We start from the raw sequence: 20176 nt of genomic DNA, 5'->3' as shown, positions 1-20176 counted from the left end.
GGCTGGAGTACCAGCGGCATCCGTCGAAGGAGCGCTCTTCTTCGCCTGCTTCCTGACGGATGTCGCGCTCCGAAGAAGATCGGGACACTCGGGTAGGTGCAGTTTGTACGGCGCCGTAGGCGGGGTGCTTGACAAGCCGATGATGGGATTCTGATCCGCAGACCATCGGCAAGGTCGCGCCGCAGCCTTTACGCCTGGACGCGCTTGACGTTCGCGACGAAGGACGACCACGCCGCCGTACGGAACACGAGCGCCGGGCCGTCCGGAACCTTGGAGTCACGGACGGGGACGACCCCGGGGTGCCCGTCGGCGACTTCCAGGCAGTCACCGCCGCTGCCGCCGCTGTACGTCGACTTCCGCCAGGTGGCGACTTCGAGGCAGTCGCCGCCGCTCGCGCCGCTGTAAGAGGACTTGTGCCAGATCGCCGCGGACAGGTCGTAGTCAGAACTACTGGTCTTCATGAAGGTAATCCTCCGCCGCTGACTCGATCAGGGCCAGGGACGCTTCCGGTGACAATGCGCTGGCCACCACCAGATCGTAGGTCAGTTCGTAGTGCCTGACGGTGGCGGGATCGTCCTGCAACTTCCCTGTGCCCAGGCCCTGGAGATAGACGAGCGGGGGTGCGTCCTCAAAGGACATCAGCTTGAGCGGACCTTCCATGGCCATATGCGCGCCTGCGCTGTGCGGCAGTACTTGCGCGATGATCCGGTGTTCGCGGGCCAGCTTCAGGATGTGGCGGAGTGCCTCTGCCATCACTGCCGGTCCGCCGACCTCCCGACGCAGCACCGCCTCATCCAGAACTGCCCAAACCAAGGGAGTTGTTGGATCGGACAGCAGGTGTGCCCGGTCCAGCCTCACCGTGGTCAGGTCGTCGATCACGTTCTCCGATGCCGTCGGCAGCCCGCCTCGGAACACTGCTCGCGCGTACGCCTCCGTCTGCAACAGGCCGGGAATCAGCTGCGGTGCGTACTCCTTGATGGTCTTCGCAACGGCTTCCGCATCCGCCGCCTCCGCGAAGTGATCCGGGTACTTCGACTTCTTCAGGGCTACGCAGTTCCGTACGAAGAATCCGTCCGCATGCAGGATCTCGTCGAACTTCTGGGCCTGGTCCACCTGCATCCGGCGTGTACCGGACTCCAGTTGGCCGATGAACGAGCCACTGACGAAGAGCGGGAGACCGATTTCTTCCTGGGAGAGACCGGCTTTGTCCCTTCGGTGCCGGAGTTCGGCGCCGAGGAGGGCGCGCGGAGAGGAGGACGGATCGAGCTTCTTGGGACCCGGCATGACAACTCCCTGTGACACACGTGCGGTTGTTGGTTCTGCGCCCCTTCCAGGTTAGCCGCGCGTTGGACACGCTGGGTGGGCATTGCGATTACGGAGCGTGGAAGGTGTGCAGGATGACCAAAGCAGAGCGACGACGGGTCGCTGCCGGAAGAGTGCGGGAGACGGAGGACGCGGTGGAGAAGCTGAGGCAAGGGCTGAAAAGCGTCGGGCTCGTGCTGCCGTCGCTGCGGGTCGATCCGGTGTCATGCGCGGGGAACGAGCCCGCGCCGTTGGTGGACCTCGGGCGGTGCACCATCGATACGGCGCTGCGGCTGAGTGCTGTGCTGGTCGCGGACGGGCAACAGGGAGACCGGACATGACGGGTGAGGGGCTTGAGCCGTGTACGCCGGAACCCGGGTCGTTCGCGGTGGATTCCCGCGACGGGCGGGTGGGGCGCGTGATGGGGTGCGTCGGACCGTACGTACAGCTGCGGCCCCCGGGCGGTGGTGCGGAATGGGACTGCCCGCCGGAGTCCGTGCGGCCGGCGCCGCCCGGGGAGGTGCTGCGGGCCCGGGTCAGGGAGGTCAACCGGGAGGGACGGCTGCCGTAAGAAGCGAGGGGCGGCGCCCCGGCCGGGGCGCCGCCTGCTTGTGACGTCATGTAACGATATGGATGCATAGAGTCAGGATTGGCGCTCCGGGAGGGCGTCGGGGGAGACGGCGAGGTCGGTGCGCTCCTCACACGATCGTGGGACGCTGAGGGAAGCGGCGAACCGCCGCAGAACCGTCGATCTACGCTCCTCGTCAGGCCACAGGAGAAGGGACCCGCGATGACCGCCGCGATGGTCGAGAGCGACCGGCCCGCTGAGGGCCGCCCGTGGGAATACCTGCTGCAGACATGGCGTGAACTGGACGTGCCCGAGGGGTGGCGCGCCGAGATCGACGAAGGGCAGATCGTCTTGGTACCACCGCCTCATGCGCACCACAACGGCATCGCCGCCAAAGTGCAGCGCAGGCTCTACGGAAATCTGCCCGAAGAGCTGGAGATCTACCAGACCCTCGGGGTCCACGTCGCCCCACTGGACAAGCTCTATGTGCCGGATCTCGTGGTCATGCCATCGGAGTTGATCGATGCTGCCGACGCGGAAACCAGCGATCCCATGGACGCCTCCGAAGCCCTCCTCATCGTCGAGATCACGTCGAAGGGCAATGCCCGGGAGGACCGGACGAAGAAGTACCGCGCCTACGCGCGCGCGGGCGTGCCGCTGTACCTGCTGATCGACCGGTTCGACACGCGTGGCGCGATGGCCACGCTGTTCACGGAGCCGAACGAGGACGGGACGTACAAGCACTCCGACCCCGTGCCGTTCGGGAAGTCGCTCACGCTTCCCGAGCCCTTCGGCACGACGCTTCCCACGGGGGACTTTCCGGTGTGACCGGGCACGGCTGAGGGCGGCACCCGGTGCGGGTGCCGCCCTCTGTTGCGTTACGGGGTCAGGCGCGGGCCGGTTCCTGCGCCGGGTCCGTGGTCGGGGCGGCCGGGGTGCCGGTCGCCGTGGCCGCCGAAGGCGCCGTCAGGTGCTGCGGGGTGCGGCCGCGAGGGCGGCGCGGAGGTGGCCGTCGGACGCGGACAGGAGCGTGGCGGCGGTCGGGCCGTCGACCTGGCCGAGGATGGCGAGGATCGCGTTCTTCACCTCACCGTCGGTGGCGGCGAGCGCGGCTTCGATCTCCGCGTCGGATGCGCCGGTGGCGAGAGAAACGATCCGGCGGGAGCGGGCGCGCAGCTTCTCGTTGGAGGCGCGGACGTCGACCATGAGGTTTCCGTACGTCTTGCCGAGCCGGATCATCGTGATCGTCGACAGCATGTTGAGGACGAGCTTCTGCGCCGTACCGGCCTTCAGGCGGGTCGAGCCGGTGAGGAGTTCCGGGCCGACGACGACCTCGATGGGGTGCTCGGCCGCGGCGCCGAGCGACGAGTCCGCGTTGCAGGACAGGCCGATGGTCAGCGCCCCCTTGGCGCGGGCGTGCTCGACGGCCCCGATCGCGTATGGCGTACGGCCGGAGGCGGAGATGCCGACCACCGTGTCGTCCGGGGTGAGATCCAGTCCGTCGAGGTCGGCGGCGGCCAGCTCCTTGCTGTCCTCGGCGCCCTCGACGGCTGTGACCATCGCGGGCGGGCCGCCCGCGATCAGACCGACCACCTCGGACGGGTCGGTGTTGAACGTGGGCGGGCACTCACTGGCGTCCAGGACACCGAGCCGGCCCGCGGTGCCCGCGCCCGCGTAGATCAGCCGGCCACCGCGGGCCATGCGCGCGGCGACCCCGTCGATCGCAGCGGCGATCTCAGGCAGCCGGGCGGCGACGGCGGAGGGGACGGACTGGTCCTCGCCGTTCATGATCCGGGCTATCTCCAGGGTGGCCAGCCGGTCGATCTCGGCGAGCTCGGGCCGGAACGCCTCGGTGGTGAGCGTGGCGAGTTCGGCGCGCAGCTCCCCGTACTCGGAGGGCTGATCGGGCGTCGCGGCGTTGGCGTCGGTGGTGGGGGTCATGGAGAGCGGCTCTGCTTTCTCGATCTCGTGGCTCGTACGGTTCAGCGAGTGCGGGTGGGGGTGCGGGTGCTCGTGTTGTCAGCGGGTGCGGGGGGTGTGGCGGTGGGCCAGTGCCTCGTACGAGGCGGCGAGCGCCGGGGCTGCCGTCTCGTACGTCCGCTGGGCAACCCCTATGAACAGGCAGTCCACGACGAGGAGCTGGCTCGTCCGGCTCGACATGGCGGCGGGGCGCAGCTCGCTCTCGCGGGCGGTGGACGTGGTCAGCACGTGGTCCGCGTACTGCGTCACCGGGCCGTCGGGGCGGCCGGTGATCGCGATCGTCGTCGCGCCCCGGTCGAACGCCACCCGGAGCGGCTCGATCACATCACCGGTGGAACCGGAGTGGGTGATCGCGATCGCCACATCGCCGGAGCGGAGCTGCACGGCGTTGGTGACAGCCAGGTGCGGGTCCATGTGCGCGTGCGCGATCAGGCCGATGCGGAGCAGCTTCTGCCCCAGGTCCTGGGCGACGAGAGAGGAGGCGCCGACGCCGTAGATGTCGATCCGGCGGGCGGTCGACGCGGCGGTGACGGCGGCACCGAGCTGTACCGTGTCGAGTCCGGCGGCCGTGTCCGCGAGGGTCTGCTGCTCGTCGAAGGCGAGCTTGGCGACCACGTCGGCGATCGGGTCGTCGACGGCTATGTCCGCCGTGACGGAGGGGGCGCGGCCGGACTGCTGATGGGCGGCGAGCCCGGCGAGGGCGAGGCGCAGATCCCGGTAGCCGGGGTAGCCAAGGAGGCGGGCCGTGCGGACCACGGTCGCCTCGCTGGTGCCGGTGAGCTCGGCGAGACCGGTGACCGTCAGGGCGGCGCAGCCGGCCGGGTCATTGGCTACGGCCTCGGCGACCCGCTGCATGGAGCGCGTCATGGACGGTGCGAGCGTCCGCACCTTGGCCGCGAGTGCAGCCGGAGCGGGCGGCGCATCACCGCTGAAACTTTCCTTCAGGTCATTGGTCACATTTGAAAGATATTTTCAACCCTGCGGTCCGTCAACCTCTTTGGTCCCGACCTCTGACGGAACGGAGGCCGGGACGGGTGACTGGACGCAGGACCTGGTCGCACTCGGGGTGACAATGGCTGCATGGAGCTGAACCGCCTGGAGCAGGCGCTGCACACCGCCCGCGCCCTGGTCATGGCCGATCTCGCCGCAGGCGGTGTCGCCGAGGCCGAGATCGTCTCGCTCGTCGAGGACGCGGTGACTCACCGGCGCTGGTGGGTCGAGCATTGGCCGGACGGCGTGGAATACGTCGTCGGCCTGGTTGCCCAGGACGTCCAGGACGCGCTGCTGGAGCGGTATGGCCGCTGGCCGCTCTGCCCCGTGTGCGACGCGGGAGACCCGCACGCCCTCGACGTCGAACCGGAGCTGGGCCCGGACCCGCGCTGGGTCTGTACCAAGGCGACCGTGATGGTGGCGCGCGTGGGCGCGCTGAGCGGAGTGCTTGGCCGGTGACGGTCTATATCGACCCGCCCGACTGGCCGGGCCACGGTCGGCTCTGGTCGCATCTGGTCAGCAACGTGTCCTTCGACGAACTGCACGCGTTCGCCGCCACCATCGGCTGCCCGCCGCAGGCGTTCGAGCGGGACCACTACGACGTACCGGAAACGCGGTACGCGGACGCGGTGCGGGCCGGGGCCGTCGAGATCGGTTCGAAGGAGCTCGTCCGCCGGCTCACGGAGGCGGGACTGCGGCGCCCCAAGGGACGCCCGGCACCCGCCCGGGCGACCGGCGGCTGAACGACTGCCGAAGCCACCCCGCTCAGGCGGCGGAGGAGCTACCCGCTTCCACGTCGACGGACGTCGGCGACGACGTCGCGGCGGGCGACCCGGTCACCCGGCGCGACCTGCCCCCGCCGTGCAGTCGCAGCGAGAACACCACGGCGACCAGCGCCAGGACCGTCATCGCCGCGCCCGCCCAGGCCGTCGCCTCGAAGCCGAAGTCCGCGTCGATCACCGTGCCGCCCAGCCAGGGGCCGCCCGTGTTGCCGAGGTTGAACGCGGCGGTCGTCGTCGCGCCCGCCAGGGTCGGGGCCGCGCCCGCGATGTTGAACATCCGGGCGTTCAGCGCCGGGGCCGTGTAGAACGCCGACAGGCCCAGCAGGAACGCGAGCCCGACCGCGGCGACCTGGTTCGAGGCGAACAGCGCCAGCGCGACCAGGAAGACCGTCGAGGCCGCGATACCGCTCATCAGCACCCCGAAGAGGTGCGCGTCCGCGACCCGGCCGCCGATCGTCGTACCGACCAGCGCCCCGATCCCGAACAGCGCGAGCACCGTCGGCACCCAGCCCGAATCCAGCCCGGCGACATCCGTCAGCAACGGCGCCAGATAGCTGAACGCGCAGAAGACCCCGCCCGCCGCGAGCGCCGTGATCACGATCGACAGCCACACCTGCCGGTCACGGTAGATGGACATCTCCCGCTTGAGCTGCGGCTTCTCCTCGGGGAGCGGGATGCGGGGGATGAGCGTCGCGACACCGACGAGCGCCACGGCGGACGCCGCGCCGACCGCCCAGAACGCCGACCGCCAGCCGAGGTTCTCACCGAGGAACGCCCCCAGCGGTACGCCGAGGACGTTCGCGATCGACAGTCCGCCGATCATCACGGCCATCGCTCTGGCCCGCGCGTTCACCGGCACCATCGCGATGGCGACCGCCGCCCCCACCGCCCAGAACCCGGCGCACGCGAAGGCGCTCACCACGCGGGAGACGAAGAGCACCTCGTACGTCGGAGCGAGCGCACCCGCGACCTGCCCGAGGCCGAAGACCGAGATCAGTGCGATGAGGGTGGTGCGGCGCGGCAGCCGGAGCGTGGCCACGGCCAGCAGGGGCGCGCCGATCACCATGCCGATGGCGAAGGCGGATATGAGGAGCCCGGCCCGGGGGATCGACACGTTCATGTCGTCGGCGATCGGTGGCAGCAGCCCGGAGAGCATGAACTCGCTCGTGCCGAGGGCGAAGACCGCTACCCCCAGGATCAGGACAGCGACAGGCATGCGGGTGCGGCGGTTGGCAGAGTCTGGCATGACAGCTGCCAACACCGATCTTGACCGTTACATTCCCCTGTCGGGGTATCCCGTCGGCCGTCTCAAGGGGTGAGCAGCTCAAGCTCCGTCAGCAGGTTCTGCCGGGCCCGCGGCTCCCACTCGGCAAACCCGTGCGGCGTACGGAACAGTCGTGGCAGTCCGAGCAGCTGCCGCAGGACGGCCGCACGCCCGTCCCGGAACGCGTCGTCGGGAACGAAGCCGTACTCGTCCCGCACCTGCGCCGCGTACGCCGCGTACTCCTTCGGGGCGGCCGCCAGGATGGCCAGGTCCGCGTCGCACAGCACCTCGCCGTTGGTGTCGCCGTCCGCCGGGTCATGGGTGACGGTCAGCCGGACCAGCCGGGCGACCTCGGCGGTGACGGCGTCGGGGACACCGGCCTCGGGCAGGGCGCGCTCGGCGAGGGCGGCGCTGCGCTCCTCGTTCTCCGAGCGGTCCGGGCGGTACACCGCGTCGTGGAACCAGGCGGCGAGGCGGACCGCGTCCCGGGCGGCGGCGTGGCCGGCGAGGGTGTCGACGCGGTCGAGGACCGCCGTCAGATGGGCGGTGGTGTGGTAGCGGCGCTGCGGTTCGGCCCAGCGGGCGAGCAGGTTGTCGGCGTACGGCAGCGGATCGGGGCCGGTAGCGCCCCCCCGTACGGCGACCAGGGCATCGCTCCAGCGGGCACGGAGCGTGTCCGCGGCGTCGGGGGAGGATCCGCTCTCGTGCGCACTGTCGTCCGTCATACGCACGAGAGTAGATTCCCCCCGTCGTCCACGGCGAGCGGCGGGCGGGCCCGTTTACCCGGTGAGTCCGAGCGGCGGTGAGGGAAGCCCGAAATGATCGGCGGTGATCCGCACCGTGTGGGTGCCGTCGGCGTTGAAGCCGGGATCGGTGTCGTACTTCGGGGTGTCCCGGCCGACGATTCCGGCGTTCAGCAACTCCCGTACCAGCAGGTCTGCCATGCCTCCGGCACGCCGCGACTCGCGGCGTGCGCCGAAGTTGAAGTACGTCTGCTCGAACCCGCCGCGACTGTGGGTGAACTGGAACGGGTGCTCGGTGCAGTGCGGAACCATGTAGTTCTGCCCGTGCGGGCAGTCGCACGCGGATGTGGAGGCCAGGAACACGGTCTCCACATGGTCCGGCTCGCCGACACGTTCCGCATAGCGGTAACCGGTGATGTTGCGAGCCAGCTCCCAGACGGCCTGTCCATGCCGGGCGGTGGCATCGTGCGTCACCCATACCCAGCCGGACGATTCGCCACTGGTGAGGGCAGGACACCCCGCCTCGGCGAAGATGCCGGAGAGCGTGGACAGGTCCATGCCCTTGCAGAAGGTGACGAACGTATTCGGGGCGAGCCGGCTCACTGCGCCGTCACCTCCGCAGACAGCGGCGGCGAGGGCAAGGCGAAGAAGCCCGCGATCGTCTTCACCAGACGCTCGTGATCGTCGTAGTGATGGTCAAAACAGTCGTGACCGCCGTTGCCCTCGTCTCCACACACCGCATCGGGGCCGATGAGCTGCGCGGCCAGGAGCTCGGCGGACAGGTAATCGGGGTTCTCGCCCACCCGCTGCTGCGGGTCTTCGAAGCTGAAGCAGAGGATCGTGCGGCCGTCGCGGTAGTACTCGAAGGCGGATGTCCAGCTCGGCAGTTGCTACTCGAACTCGCGGCCGAAGTAGTTCTGGTCGCCGATCAGGGTCTGGCCGGGACGCTCGGCGGTGAGCTTCGGCTCGACGGCGAGCAGGTCCAGCAGGGTCTCGCGTTCGTCGGCCTTGGCGCCGGTCAGGGCGAAGGCGACGGGCAGGCCGCGCAGGGTGCACACCGGGTGCAGCCGCAGTCCCCAAAAGAGCCGGCTGTGGCTGGCGCAGTAGCCGTACTGGGCCCAACCAGCCAGGTCGGAGCGCTTGACGGTCTCGCGGGACCGACCACACTCGACCGGCGTGGAGTCCACCACCCACACATCGTCGGTCCACAACGTGGTGTCCACCGCCAGCGCGCGGGTGACGCGCCGAATGAGCTCGGCGGCCTTGCGCAGCCGCTTGTTGTAGCCGGGCTGCTGGGGCAGGTACGGGAACAGGTGCCGCAGGTGGGCGCGGGCGTGCCGCAGCCACCGGGCCTCGGAGGTGAAGCCGAGCATGGCCTGCATCATCGTCAAAGTCACCAGCTCGGCATCGCTGAGCTGCGGCGCAATGCCCACGGCCGACCGCCACGGGGCAAACTGCGGCGAATCCTTCAACAGGTCATCGGTCTTCACATAGAGTGCGGTCGCGGGGGAGTCCAACTCTGTCTTCACACACTGACGTTGGACTCCCTCCTCCTATGCGCGCAGGCGATCCCTTGGAATCGATCATCTAGCAAATGATGGCGGGATTCTGTCGGGAGTCCCGCGCCATCGGCGTGAGGAACCTCGTCATGACGTACACCAGCAGCACCCCCGGTTTTGTGCTCGACCGGCCGCGCGGCCGTCCTTTCCGTATCTTCCCTGTGCCTGGCACACGCATCAAGGAGCGTCACACCGTGACGGCAAAACACAACAACACCCCGCCCACCGAGCCCTCGCCCCGAGCCCGTGGGCGGCGCAGGCGCAGGCCTCAAAGGCGGCTGGGCCCTTGGATAGCGGGGGCGGTGGCCGTGCTGATTCTCGGAACGGCTGCCGCGGGAGGCTGGTTCTATTCCCAGCTCAACGGCAACATCCACGGCGCCGACGTCAAGAAAGACCTCGGCGACAACCGACCCCCGGCGGCGAAGGGCGGCCAGAACATCCTGGTCATCGGCTCCGACAGCCGAAAGGGATTGAGCGACGCCTACGGCAAGGGCCTGACGACCATGCAGTCGGACACCCTGATGCTCGTCCACACCAGCAAGAACGGGAAGTGGGCGACCGCCGTGTCCTTCCCCCGCGACTCCTGGGTACAGATCCCGGCCTGCGACCGCGGCAACGGCACCCTCTCGACACCCCACCACTTCAAGATCAACGAAGCGTTCGCGATCGGCGGTTCCACCGGCAACACCGCCAAGGCCGCCGCCTGCGCGATCAAGACCGTTGAGGCGAACACCCGCATACGGATCGATCACTTCATGATCGTCGACTTCCGTGGCTTCACCGGCATGGTCAACGCCCTCCACGGCGTCGAGGTCTGCCCGAAGGAGCCGATACACGACAAGAAGGCCCACCTCGACCTCCCGGCCGGCTGCCAGACCGTGAAGAACGAACAGGCACTCGGCTACGTCCGCGCCCGCTACAGCATCGGCGACGGCTCCGACATCGGACGCATCGGCCGCCAGCAGGAATTCATGGAAGCCCTCGCCGCCAAGGCCAAGGAAGAGCTCTACAACCCCAAGGCCCTCTACGGATTCCTCGACTCCGCCACCCAGTCCCTGACCACCGACCCCGACATGGCCGGCCTCAAACCCCTCTACAGCCTCGCCTCCAACGTCAAAGACATCCCCACCGACCGGATCTCCTTCCTCACCGTCCCCAACTACCCCCGCGAACGCGACGTCCCCACCGACAAAGCCAACGTCGCCTGGAACCTCCCCGCCGCCCAGCAACTGTTCACCGACCTCACCCACGACCGCGAAATGACCAAGGACAGGCTCAAGAAACTCGCCGACCAGCTCCCCCCGCTCGCCAGCACCATCCAGGTCACCGTCCTCAACGGCACCAGCACCCCCGGCAAAGCCGGCGAAGTAGCCGACCAGCTCCGCACCGCCGGATTCCAGATCACCGCCACCGGCAACGCCCCCACTCGAGCAGACAAGACCACCCTCGTCTACCCACCACAGCTCAAGGCCCAGGCCCAGACACTGGCCGCCCACCTGCCCGGCCTGAAGCCGACCGAGAGCAGCACCGCGACCACCCTCACCCTGACCATCGGCCCGGACGCAGAGATCACCTGACCGTCGGCGTACCGCCTCCACCACGTGCCCGGCACAAACCGCCCAGGACGACGCAGGCACCGGCACCCGCAGGCGTGGCCGTGCGCGTCCTGCAACGCATCCTCGCACTCACCGCCGCCATCTGGCGCAACGACCACACCGGCCAGCCGGTCATGCGCGCACTGACTGCCTACGACCACTAAACCCCTTGGAATCGATCATCCAGGCGTGGGCACTGACAACCGGCTCAAGCAGTCCCGGTCAGCACGCTGACGAGGTAGCCCATGTGCTGCGGAGCGCACCCCACCAGAAGCTCCGCGCCCCCGTCGCGACACTCGGCCACCCGCCAAGTCGGCTGCACAGCACAGGGGTCCGCCCGCTGCCTGTCCCTCACCCGCACCAACTCCAGGCGCCCCAGCGGGATGGAGCGCCGATGCAGCTCCGCCACCTCCGTGGGAGACGCGTCGAGCGCGGAACGGGACGTGTGCCCAGGACGCACGCCGGAAACGTGACGGTCCCTCCGGCGGCAAACAACCGGGCCTCCCTCTCCGCCCGCCGACGCCCACTGGGAACCAGAAGGCCCACCGCGACATCGATCAGTACATCGAGCAACCCGCTCACCCCCCTCGAACCAGGGCCAGCGCGGCGAAGGTGGCCAGCCAGTGGTCCGTGCTGAAGTCACCGGAGGAGACCGTGGGCAGGCCGACGGCGAGATGAGCCTCGGCCACCTGACCACCGTTCAGGACGCGGGCCGTATCGGCTGGGCGCACCTCGGGGTGCCGCGCGCCGGCGCCCTGGACGCCCCCTCCCGCCGACTCGCCAACCGGCTGGCCGGAAACCCCGCGGACGCGGCACTGCTGGAGACGACCGCCACCGGCTGCGCGGTCCGCCCGGACCGGCCCGTGGTCGCCGTCGTCGGCGGTGCGCCCTGCCGGGTCACGGTCGACGGGCGGCCCGTGGCCTGGGGGACACCCGTGCACATACCGGCGGGCGCGGTGCTCGACGCCGGCCCCGCGGTGCAGGGGCTGCGCAGCTATCTGGCGTTCGGGGGCGGCCTGCTGCCGGAACCGGTGCTGGGCAGCAGGTCCGCGGACCTGCTTTCCGGGCTCGGCCCGGCCCCGCTGCGCGACGGGGACGTACTGCCGCTGGGACACGGGCCGTCGAGGCCCGCGGCCCCCGACGCCGTGCCCTGGCCTGCCGCGCCCGCCGAACTCGTACTCCCCGTACGCCTCGGCCCCCGCCACACCTGGTTCACGGATGAGGCGCTGCGCACACTCACCACGGCGACGTACCGGGTCTCGCCGCACAGCAACCGGATCGGCCTGCGTACGGAGGGCCCGGCCCTGGCGCGCGCCCACGAGGGCGAACTGCCCAGTGAGGGGATGGTGCTCGGCGCCATTCAGGTGCCGCCGGACGGCCGCCCGGTGGTGTTCCTCAACGACCATCCGACGACCGGTGGTTACCCGGTTGTCGGTGTCGTGCACGAGACCGCACTCGCGGGGGCGGCACAGGCGGTGCCGGGAACCCGGGTGCGGTTCGTGAGCGCGGGCTGAGCACCGGCCCCGTCGGGCCGGTGCTCAGCCCTGGGGCATGTCCGCCTAGGCCGCCGCGCGGAACCCCCGCAGCCGCAACGAGTTCCCCACCACGAACACCGACGAGAACGCCATCGCGGCCCCCGCGATCATCGGATTCAGCAGCCCCGCCGCCGCCAGCGGCAGTGCCGCCACGTTGTACGCGAACGCCCAGAACAGGTTCGTACGGATCGTCCCCAGCGTCTTCCGCGACAGCCGGATCGCGTCCGCCGCGGCCCGCAGGTCCCCGCGGACCAGCGTCAGGTCACCGGCCTCGATCGCCGCGTCCGTGCCCGTGCCCATCGCCAGCCCCAGGTCCGCCTGGGCCAGCGCCGCCGCGTCGTTGACGCCGTCGCCGACCATCGCGACCGAACGGCCCTCCGCCTGCAGCCGCTTGACGACGTCGACCTTGTCCTCGGGCATGACCTCGGCGTACACGTCGTCCCGGCCGATCCCGACCTCCGCCGCGACCGACTCCGCGACCGCCCGGTTGTCCCCGGTGAGGAGGATCGGCGTCAGCCCCAGTGACCGCAGCCGCGCGATCGCCTCCGCGCTGGTGTCCTTCACCGCGTCGGCGACCTCCAGGACCGCCCGCGCCCCGCCGTCCCAGGCGACCGCGACGGCCGTCCGGCCCGCCGCCTCGGCGGCCGCCTTCTTCCGGGCCAGCTCCACCGGCAGATGGATCTCCCACTCGGCGAGCAGCTGCTCCCGGCCGACGAGGACCGCGTGCCCCTCGACGACGCCCTGCACGCCGAGCCCCGCGACGTTGACGAAGTCCTCCGGGACGGGGAGCGCCGCGCCGGTCCGCTCGACCGCACCGGCGGCGACCGCCTGGGCGATCGGGTGCTCGGAGGCGTGCTCCAGGGCGCCCGCCAGCCGCAGTACCTGCGACACGTCGGTGCCCGCCGCCACGTGGATGTCCAGCAGCGTCATCCGGCCGGTGGTGACCGTGCCGGTCTTGTCCAGGACGATCGTGTCGACGCGACGCGTGGTCTCCAGGACCTCCGGGCCCTTGATCAGGATGCCGAGCTGCGCGCCGCGCCCGGTCCCCACCATGAGAGCGGTCGGAGTGGCGAGGCCCAGCGCGCACGGGCAGGCGATGATCAGTACGGCGACGGCGGCCGTGAACGCGGCCGTCAGACCCGCCCCGTTGCCCAGCCAGAACCCCAGCGTGCCGAGCGCGAGCGCGATGACCACGGGCACGAACACCGCGGAGATCCTGTCGGCCAGCCGCTGCGCCGCCGCCTTGCCGTTCTGCGCGTCCTCGACGAGCTTCGTCATCCGCGCCAGCTGCGTGTCGGCGCCGATCCGTGTCGCCTCGACGACGAGCCGGCCGCCCGCGTTGAGCGTGGCACCGGTGACGGAGTCCCCGACACCGACCTCGACCGGCACGGACTCGCCGGTGAGCATCGACGCGTCCACCGCCGAGGCGCCCTCGACGACTGTGCCGTCGGTGGCGATCTTCTCGCCGGGGCGGACCAGGAACCGGTCACCGACCTGCAGTTCCGCCGTCGGGACGGTCACCTCGCGGCCGCCCCGCACCACGGTGACCTCCTTGGCGCCCAGCTCCAGCAGCGCCTTGAGCGCGGCGCCCGCCTTCCGCTTGGAACGGGCCTCGAAATAGCGCCCGGCCAGGATGAACGCGGTGACGCCGGCCGCCGCCTCCAGATAGATGTTCCCGGCGCCGTCACTGCGGCCGATGGTCAGCTCGAAGGGGTGCGTCATGCCCGTCATCCCCGCCGTGCCGAAGAACAGCGCCCACAGCGACCACAGGAACGCGGCCGACGTACCGAGCGAGATCAGCGTGTCCATCGTCGCCGCACCGTGCCGGGCATTGGTCCAGGCGGCGCGGTGGAACGGCCAGGCGGCATACGTGACGACCGGGGCCGTCAGGGTCAGTGACAGCCACTGCCAGTAGTCGAACTGGAGCGCCGGAATCATCGCCATCGCGATCACCGGGACGGCAAGCACCACGGCGGTCAGCAGCCGCTGCCGCAGCGGACGGAGCCCATCGGCTTCCGCTTCGGTTCCTGACGGGGCGCCTTCCCCGGCAGGTGCCGGGGGTGCGGGCTCCTGTGCGGTGTAGCCGGTCTTCTCGACCGTGGCGATCAGGTCCTGTACGGAGATGTCCTCGCCCCGGTAGCTGACCTTGGCCTTCTCGGTGGCGTAGTTGACGGTGGCGGTGACGCCGTCCATCCGGTTCAGCTTCTTCTCGATGCGGGCCGCGCACGATGCGCAGGTCATGCCGCCGATGGCGAGCTCGACCTCTGCGGTGGTGTCGGTGCCGATGCCGGTTGCGGCGGTATGCGCGGACACGGTTTCCTCCCAGGCGTTGACGGATGCTGCATACCCCTAGGGGGTATCTAATCCTGATCCATGTATACCCCCCTCCCCTATGAAGCGCAAGGGTGGATCCGGATTCGAGAGATGGATCATGCGCGTCCGGTTGCCGGGTGCCGCTCCGACCTCGCGTATCTTCGCGTTCGCGCCGGGGCTTCGCCTTCGCGCGACCGGCCCGTAGGCTGGCCATTGGACTAGACCTGTAGCTGCTTACTCGAGGAATGGGGTCCCATGAGCAACCGTGCAGTCCTGGAGGTGATCGCTCTCGACGCGGAGGACGCGGTCGCTGCCCAGGCGGGTGGCGCAGACCGGCTGGAGCTGGTCACCGACATGGAGTCGGACGGCCTGACCCCGTCCTGTGCGACCTTCGCGGAGATCCGCGCCGCGGTCGACCTTCCGCTGCGCGTGATGCTCAGGGTGGCGGACGGATTCGCGGCCCGTGACATCGACGTGCTCGTACGCAAGGCGCGCGAGCTGCGGGCCGAGGGCGCCGATGAATTCGTCCTCGGCTTCCTGGACGCGAGGGGTCACGCGGACCTCGTCGCCGTCGAACGGCTCGTCGCCGTGCTGGACGGCTGCCGCTGGACGTTCCACCGCGCGATCGACCGCGCCGCCGACCGGGACACCCTGCGCAAACAGCTGGCGGGCCTGCCGGGCCTCGACACGTACCTCACGGCGGGATCGGCGCGCGGCGTCGACGACGGCATCCCGACGCTGCTCGCCGAGGCGGCCCGCAAGGGCGAGCCCGGGTACGAGCCGCAGATCCTGGTGGGAGGCGGGCTCCGGCTCGAACACCTGCCCCAGCTGCTGGCCGCGGGCATCGACGCGGTGCACATCGGGGGCGCGGCCCGCCCGAGGGGCTGGGACGCGCCGGTGGACGCGGCAGCGGTACGGGAGTGGCGGGCGCGGCTCGACGCGTAGGGGGGTGGGTGCGGGTGCCGGGGCCGTCCGGGTTCGGGCTCACCGGGTGACCGGTTCCGTCCTCAAACGCCGGACGGGCTTGATCTCCCAGCCCGTCGAGGGGGTCCCCCCATGCCCTTAAGGCCATGGGGGAGATTGAGAACAAAGTGGCCACCGGGCGACCCCGGTAACCGCCGCTCAGCCCCCGAGCACCTCCGGCAGCCCCGCCGCATGCACCACCGTCAGCCCCGACACCGCACGGGTCAGCGCCACGTACAGCCGGCGCAGACCCGTGCGTTCGTCCGGTTCGCCGTCGACCACCGCCGCCGGCTCGTCCAGCACCACGTAGTCGTACTCCAGGCCCTTCGCCAGCGACGCCGGGACCAGCGTCAGCCGCGACTCGGCCGTCGTCTCCTCGCCCGGCGACAGATACCCGTGACCCGCCGCCGTCAGCGCCTGGGCCAGTGCCGGGATCCGCGCGTCCGCCGCGATCAGCCCGATCGATCCCTCCTGCGCCAGCGACTCCTCGCAGGCCGCGACCACCGCCGCGTCCAGTCCGGCCGCGTCAGGAACCTCGCGTACCGCCAGCGAACCCGGCGACTCACGCACCGACTCCACCGCCGCAAGTCCCGGCGAGATCACCGGCAGCAGCCGTGACGCGTATGCGATGACCTCCCTCGGCACACGGAAGCCCGCCGTCAGCTCCTCCACCACGGCGTCCCCCTTGCCCAGGTGGTGCAGCGCCTGCGCCCAGCTCTCCGTCGACCACGGCGTCGTCCCCTGCGCCAGGTCGCCGAGCACCGTCGCCGAACCCGTCGTGCACCGCCGTCCCACCGCCCGGTACTGCATCGGCGACAGGTCCTGCGCCTCGTCGAGGACGACATGGCCGAGCGAGTGCGTACGTGCCACCAGATCGCTCGCCTCGTCGATCAGCACCGCGTCCGCCGCCGACCACTTCGCCGACTTCACGCTGCGGGCCGGCTTCGTCCACAGGATCGTCTTCTGCTCGTCCCCGGTGAGCAGCCCGTCCGCGTGCGCGGCCAGGAACTCCGGGTCGCAGAGCAGCCGCAGCACCAGCTTTGCCGGATCGACCGCGGGCCAGATCGCCTTCACGGCAGCCTTCACCGCCGGAGTACGGGCCACCGCGTTCTGCACCCGGTCGTCGGGCGCCTCGCCGGCCTCCTCCATCCGGACGAGAACGGCGTGCGCGATCCGCTGCGGGAGCGCCTCGTGCGCCGCGCCGTACCGCATGTCGCGGGCCAGCAACTCGGTGACCATCTCCTCCAGTTCGTACGCGGGCACCCGCCACCGCCGCGAACCGCGCACCACCATCACCGGCTCCGTCGGCAGCGTCACATGCGAACGGATCGCCCGCCGCAGCACCTCCGCCATCCGGGCGTCACCCTTGACGACGGCCGCCTCCGCCGCGTCCGATCCCCGCACCTCGACATGTGCCGCCACCAGATCGTCGACGGTCGCCTGCTTCACCTCCAGCTCACCGAGGGCCGGGAGCACCTGCTCGATGTAGTGCAGGAACGACCGGTTCGGCCCGATCACCAGTGTGCCGGTACGGGCGAGGCGCTCACGGTGCGCGTACAGCAGATAGGCGACACGGTGCAGACCGACGGCAGTCTTACCCGTACCGGGGCCTCCCTGGACGCAGACCGTCCCGCCCAGCCCGCTACGGACGATCTCGTCCTGCTCCGGCTGGATCGTCGCCACGATGTCGCGCATCGGACCCACGCGCGGCCGCTCGATCTCCGCCTGGAGCAGCTTGCTGGTCTGTGCGGCCTCGGTGGGGTCGGTGAGGTGCTCGTCCTCGTACGCGGTCAGTTCGCCACCGGTGTAGCCGAAACGGCGCCGCTGTCCGACGTCCTGGGGGTCCTTCTTCGAAGCCCGGTAGAACGGCTGCGAGACGGGCGCACGCCAGTCGATGACCATCGGGTCGCCGTGGGCGTCATGGACGTGGCGGCGCCCGATGTAGAACTGCTCGCCCTCCCGTCGCCCACCACCACCCTTGGCCGAGGCGCTTCGCGCCGCCCCTCCCGATGCGCCCTCGGCCTGATCCGCACCGACCCGGTGCAGATAGTCGAGGCGGCCGAAGAAGAGCGGGGTGTGCGACAGATCGGCGAGCGCCTTGATGCGTACGTCGATCTGGGCCTGCAGGACGGCGGCGTTCACCCAGTTCGCGGTGACATCGCGGATGTCGAGGGCCTGCGCGTCCTCGCGCATGGCCCGCAGCGCGGCGCGGGACGCGGTGAGATGGGCGCGCTCGCGGGCCAGCGCATCGGTGGTGGTCGTGATGGCTTCGTGTTCGTGCGCGGGCACGGTGCTGCCTCCGGCTTTTGACGCAGGACGGCGGACCGCAGCTCGCACCCGGCCACGTGCCGGGGGCGATGCGGTCCGCTCGGGGATCGATCACGGGGTGTGCACGCTGGTGCGCGTGCGGCTGTCGGCCGGTTTCCGTCCGGTCGGCGGCGCTCCCCCGGCTGCCGGCGAAGAGCCGGTACCACGGTGCGGGAGGCGGGCAGACCGGCGATTGTATCGACCGCGACCGGCGGGGTCGAATGAATTGGGCTGCGGGGGCCGCCCCTCGTCCACCCCTTGGCCCACCCCGTAGGGGACGGCATGCGACCGGAGACCTGTGCGAAGCCCACCGGGATTCCGCCCGCGAGCCGATGCCTTTGCGGAACGGGCGCAGGACCATGGATTACATGAGCACCGTCAGTCTGAATCCACACGGGACCGGCCCCGCGCACGGCGCGACCGCGGCCACCGGTCACCCGCCCACCCACCACGTCGGCGACGCCGTGCGCGCCGTCAAGGTCTTCGCACGCGCCGCGTTCGGCGTGGCGGTCCTCGGCGAGTACGCGGAGGAGGCGGGCGTCCTCCGCCGCGACCACCGAGAACAGCACGACCACCGAGCGCGCCGCGAACACTGAGTGCGGCACGGCTGACCGGGCGGGACCGCTCGGTTCAGTTGTCCGTCAGCAGCTCGTCCGCGTCCACGATCCGGTACGCGTACCCCTGCTCGGCCAGGAACCGCTGGCGGTGCGCCGCGAAGTCCTGGTCGATCGTGTCGCGGGCGACCACCGAGTAGAACCGGGCCTCGTGCCCGTCCGCCTTCGGCCGCAGCACCCGGCCGAGCCGCTGCGCCTCCTCCTGCCGTGAGCCGAATGTGCCCGACACCTGAATGGCGACGGTCGCCTCCGGCAGGTCGATCGAGAAGTTCGCGACCTTCGACACGACAAGGACGTTGAGCTCGCCCTCACGGAACGCGTCGAAGAGCTTCTCGCGCTGCGCGTTGCTCGTCTCGCCCTTGATAACCGGGGCGCCCAGATGCTCACCCAGCTCGTCGAGCTGGTCGATGTACTGCCCGATGACGAGAGTCTGCTCGCCCCGGTGCTTGCGCACCAGCGCCTCCGTCACCTTCCGCTTCGTCGCGGTCGTCGCGCAGAACCGGTACTTCTCCTCCGCCTCGGCGGTCGCGTACGCCAGCCGCTCCGAGTCCGTCAGATTGACCCGCACTTCGACACAGTCGGCGGGCGCGATGTAGCCCTGCGCCTCGATCTCCTTCCACGGAGCGTCGAACCGCTTGGGACCGATCAGCGAGAAGACGTCCGACTCGCGCCCGTCCTCCCGGACGAGCGTCGCGGTGAGACCGAGCCGCCGGCGCGCCTGCAGGTTGGCGGTGAACTTGAAGACCGGCGCGGGCAGCAGATGCACCTCGTCGTAGATCACCAGACCCCAGTCGCGGGAGTCGAACAGCTCCAGGTGCGGGTAGATGCCCTTACGGCGGGTCGTCAGCACCTGGTAGGTGGCGATGGTGACCGGCCGGATCTCCTTGCGCGCACCGCTGTACTCGCCGATCTCGTCCTCGGTCAGCGACGTCCGCTTCACCAGCTCGTGCTTCCACTGCCGGGCCGAGACGGTGTTCGTCACCAGAATCAGCGTGGTCGCCTTGGCCTCCGCCATCGCACCGGCCCCGACCAGCGTCTTCCCCGCACCACACGGCAGTACGACCACCCCGGAGCCGCCGTGCCAGAACCCTTCGACGGCCTGCTTCTGGTACGGACGCAGCGCCCAGCCGTCCTCGGCCAGCTCGATCGGGTGGGCCTCGCCGTCCACGTACCCGGCAAGGTCCTCGGCGGGCCAGCCCAGCTTCAGCAGCGTCTGCTTGATCTGCCCGCGCTCGGACGGGTGCACCGCCACGGTGTCCGGGTCGATCCGCGCCCCGACCAGCGGCTGGACCTTCTTCGACCGGAGGATCTCCTCCAGCACCGGCCGGTCGGTGGAGGTCAGGACCAGCCCGTGGACCGGGTTCTTGGAGAGCGTGAGGCGGCCGTACCGGGCCATCGTCTCGGCGATGTCGACGAGCAGCGCGTGCGGCACCGGGTAGCGGGAGTACTGCACGAGGGCGTCGACGACCTGCTCGGCGTCGTGCCCGGCGGCGCGCGCGTTCCACAGTCCGAGCGGCGTCAGCCGGTAGGTGTGGATGTGCTCGGGCGCACGCTCCAGCTCCGCGAACGGGGCGATCGCCCGACGGCAGGCGTCGGCCTGCTCGTGGTCGACTTCCAGGAGCAGTGTTTTGTCGCTCTGGACGATGAGAGGTCCGGTCACG

20 protein-coding genes and 3 pseudogenes are annotated in these 20176 nt (G+C 70.4%); 10 read left to right on the top strand and 13 right to left on the bottom strand.

Features of this window, described 5'->3' with window-relative positions; translation table 11 throughout:
• Window positions 1–188 precede the first annotated feature (188 nt).
• Entirely contained in the window at window positions 189–461 is a 273-nt protein-coding gene (locus ACWD6R_RS01240; RefSeq protein ID WP_451816775.1) for a DUF397 domain-containing protein, read from the bottom strand.
• Window positions 448–1284: a helix-turn-helix domain-containing protein gene (locus tag ACWD6R_RS01235; RefSeq protein ID WP_451816774.1), complete on the bottom strand. Its 837-nt coding sequence runs from the start codon at window positions 1282–1284 to the stop codon at window positions 448–450. The genes ACWD6R_RS01240 and ACWD6R_RS01235 overlap by 14 nt, the downstream gene beginning before the upstream one ends.
• A 113-nt stretch (window positions 1285–1397) precedes the next feature.
• Here ACWD6R_RS01235 and ACWD6R_RS01230 point away from each other — a divergent pair, with 113 nt between their 5' ends.
• The 3 genes from ACWD6R_RS01230 (at window position 1398) to ACWD6R_RS01220 (ending at window position 2698) form a co-directional block, all read left to right on the top strand.
• Complete coding sequence (locus tag ACWD6R_RS01230) at window positions 1398–1643, top strand: hypothetical protein (RefSeq protein ID WP_451816773.1); 246 nt, start codon at window positions 1398–1400, stop codon at window positions 1641–1643.
• The gene (locus tag ACWD6R_RS01225) at window positions 1640–1873 is read left to right on the top strand and encodes a hypothetical protein (RefSeq protein ID WP_451816772.1); all 234 of its coding nucleotides are present in this window, start codon (window positions 1640–1642) and stop codon (window positions 1871–1873) included. The genes ACWD6R_RS01230 and ACWD6R_RS01225 overlap by 4 nt, the downstream gene beginning before the upstream one ends.
• A 219-nt stretch (window positions 1874–2092) precedes the next feature.
• Window positions 2093–2698 carry a Uma2 family endonuclease gene (locus tag ACWD6R_RS01220; protein WP_451816771.1) on the top strand — a complete coding sequence of 202 codons (606 nt, stop codon included), beginning with the start codon at window positions 2093–2095 and terminating at the stop codon, window positions 2696–2698.
• A gap of 138 nt (window positions 2699–2836) precedes the next feature.
• On the opposite strand, the gene murQ is transcribed toward ACWD6R_RS01220, so the two are convergent.
• Together murQ and ACWD6R_RS01210 are read right to left on the bottom strand one after the other, a co-directional pair.
• Window positions 2837–3811 carry an N-acetylmuramic acid 6-phosphate etherase gene (murQ, locus tag ACWD6R_RS01215; RefSeq protein WP_451816770.1) on the bottom strand — a complete coding sequence of 325 codons (975 nt, stop codon included), beginning with the start codon at window positions 3809–3811 and terminating at the stop codon, window positions 2837–2839.
• 78 nt (window positions 3812–3889) lie between these two features.
• Window positions 3890–4807, bottom strand: a complete 918-nt coding sequence (locus ACWD6R_RS01210) for a MurR/RpiR family transcriptional regulator (protein ID WP_451816769.1) — start codon at window positions 4805–4807, stop codon at window positions 3890–3892.
• A gap of 123 nt (window positions 4808–4930) precedes the next feature.
• On the opposite strand from ACWD6R_RS01210, the gene ACWD6R_RS01205 reads away from it, so the two are divergent.
• Both ACWD6R_RS01205 and ACWD6R_RS01200 read left to right on the top strand, forming a co-directional pair.
• Window positions 4931–5299: a hypothetical protein gene (locus tag ACWD6R_RS01205; protein WP_266983026.1), complete on the top strand. Its 369-nt coding sequence runs from the start codon at window positions 4931–4933 to the stop codon at window positions 5297–5299.
• Window positions 5296–5583: a DUF4031 domain-containing protein gene (locus tag ACWD6R_RS01200; protein ID WP_451816768.1), complete on the top strand. Its 288-nt coding sequence runs from the start codon at window positions 5296–5298 to the stop codon at window positions 5581–5583. Before ACWD6R_RS01205 ends, ACWD6R_RS01200 begins: the two co-directional genes overlap by 4 nt.
• A gap of 22 nt (window positions 5584–5605) precedes the next feature.
• Here the strand turns inward: ACWD6R_RS01200 and ACWD6R_RS01195 are convergent, their stop codons facing one another.
• The 5 genes and pseudogenes from ACWD6R_RS01195 to ACWD6R_RS01175 all read right to left on the bottom strand — a co-directional run.
• Window positions 5606–6838 (bottom strand): Cmx/CmrA family chloramphenicol efflux MFS transporter, encoded by a 1233-nt coding sequence (locus ACWD6R_RS01195; protein WP_451816767.1) that lies wholly within the window; start codon window positions 6836–6838, stop codon window positions 5606–5608.
• A gap of 92 nt (window positions 6839–6930) precedes the next feature.
• Window positions 6931–7611 (bottom strand): HD domain-containing protein, encoded by a 681-nt coding sequence (locus ACWD6R_RS01190; RefSeq protein WP_451816766.1) that lies wholly within the window; start codon window positions 7609–7611, stop codon window positions 6931–6933.
• Window positions 7612–7665: 54 nt separating this feature from the next.
• A complete protein-coding gene (locus tag ACWD6R_RS01185; protein WP_451816765.1) occupies window positions 7666–8232 on the bottom strand; it encodes a hypothetical protein in 567 nt (188 codons plus the stop codon).
• Window positions 8229–8432, bottom strand: a complete 204-nt coding sequence (locus tag ACWD6R_RS01180) for a hypothetical protein (RefSeq protein WP_451816764.1) — start codon at window positions 8430–8432, stop codon at window positions 8229–8231. Before ACWD6R_RS01180 ends, ACWD6R_RS01185 begins: the two co-directional genes overlap by 4 nt.
• 90 nt (window positions 8433–8522) lie before the next feature.
• Window positions 8523–9158: pseudogene (locus ACWD6R_RS01175) on the bottom strand (transposase); the annotation flags it as partial.
• A gap of 119 nt (window positions 9159–9277) precedes the next feature.
• On the opposite strand from ACWD6R_RS01175, the gene ACWD6R_RS01170 reads away from it, so the two are divergent.
• Together ACWD6R_RS01170 and ACWD6R_RS01165 are read left to right on the top strand one after the other, a co-directional pair.
• Window positions 9278–10765, top strand: coding sequence for an LCP family protein (locus ACWD6R_RS01170; RefSeq protein ID WP_451816763.1), 1488 nt, complete (start codon window positions 9278–9280; stop codon window positions 10763–10765).
• A 65-nt stretch (window positions 10766–10830) separates the two neighbouring features.
• A pseudogene (locus tag ACWD6R_RS01165) lies at window positions 10831–10947 on the top strand (IS982 family transposase); the annotation flags it as partial.
• A gap of 414 nt (window positions 10948–11361) precedes the next feature.
• On the opposite strand, the pseudogene ACWD6R_RS01160 reads toward ACWD6R_RS01165, so the two are convergent.
• A pseudogene (locus ACWD6R_RS01160) lies at window positions 11362–11469 on the bottom strand (DUF2891 family protein); the annotation flags it as partial.
• Between ACWD6R_RS01160 and ACWD6R_RS01155 the strand changes: the two are divergent.
• Window positions 11458–12297, top strand: a complete 840-nt coding sequence (locus ACWD6R_RS01155; RefSeq protein ID WP_451816762.1) for a 5-oxoprolinase subunit C family protein — start codon at window positions 11458–11460, stop codon at window positions 12295–12297. The pseudogene ACWD6R_RS01160 and the gene ACWD6R_RS01155 sit on opposite strands and share 12 nt — an antisense overlap.
• A gap of 45 nt (window positions 12298–12342) precedes the next feature.
• Here the strand turns inward: ACWD6R_RS01155 and ACWD6R_RS01150 are convergent, their stop codons facing one another.
• Complete coding sequence (locus tag ACWD6R_RS01150) at window positions 12343–14631, bottom strand: heavy metal translocating P-type ATPase (protein ID WP_451816761.1); 2289 nt, start codon at window positions 14629–14631, stop codon at window positions 12343–12345.
• Window positions 14632–14886: 255 nt separating this feature from the next.
• On the opposite strand from ACWD6R_RS01150, the gene ACWD6R_RS01145 reads away from it, so the two are divergent.
• Window positions 14887–15576 carry a copper homeostasis protein CutC gene (locus ACWD6R_RS01145; protein WP_451816760.1) on the top strand — a complete coding sequence of 230 codons (690 nt, stop codon included), beginning with the start codon at window positions 14887–14889 and terminating at the stop codon, window positions 15574–15576.
• A gap of 177 nt (window positions 15577–15753) precedes the next feature.
• On the opposite strand, the gene ACWD6R_RS01140 is transcribed toward ACWD6R_RS01145, so the two are convergent.
• Window positions 15754–17883, bottom strand: coding sequence for a HelD family protein (locus tag ACWD6R_RS01140; RefSeq protein ID WP_451816759.1), 2130 nt, complete (start codon window positions 17881–17883; stop codon window positions 15754–15756).
• A gap of 386 nt (window positions 17884–18269) precedes the next feature.
• On the opposite strand from ACWD6R_RS01140, the gene ACWD6R_RS01135 reads away from it, so the two are divergent.
• Window positions 18270–18497 (top strand): hypothetical protein, encoded by a 228-nt coding sequence (locus tag ACWD6R_RS01135; protein ID WP_451816758.1) that lies wholly within the window; start codon window positions 18270–18272, stop codon window positions 18495–18497.
• A 34-nt stretch (window positions 18498–18531) separates the two neighbouring features.
• On the opposite strand, the gene ACWD6R_RS01130 is transcribed toward ACWD6R_RS01135, so the two are convergent.
• Complete coding sequence (locus ACWD6R_RS01130; RefSeq protein WP_451816757.1) at window positions 18532–20175, bottom strand: DNA repair helicase XPB; 1644 nt, start codon at window positions 20173–20175, stop codon at window positions 18532–18534.
• Window position 20176 lies beyond the last annotated feature (1 nt).

The sequence above is a fragment of the Streptomyces sp. NPDC005151 genome, from assembly GCF_053599875.1.
The sequence above is the reverse complement of the archived record's forward strand: the minus strand, read 5'-3'. Positions and strand labels throughout refer to the sequence as shown.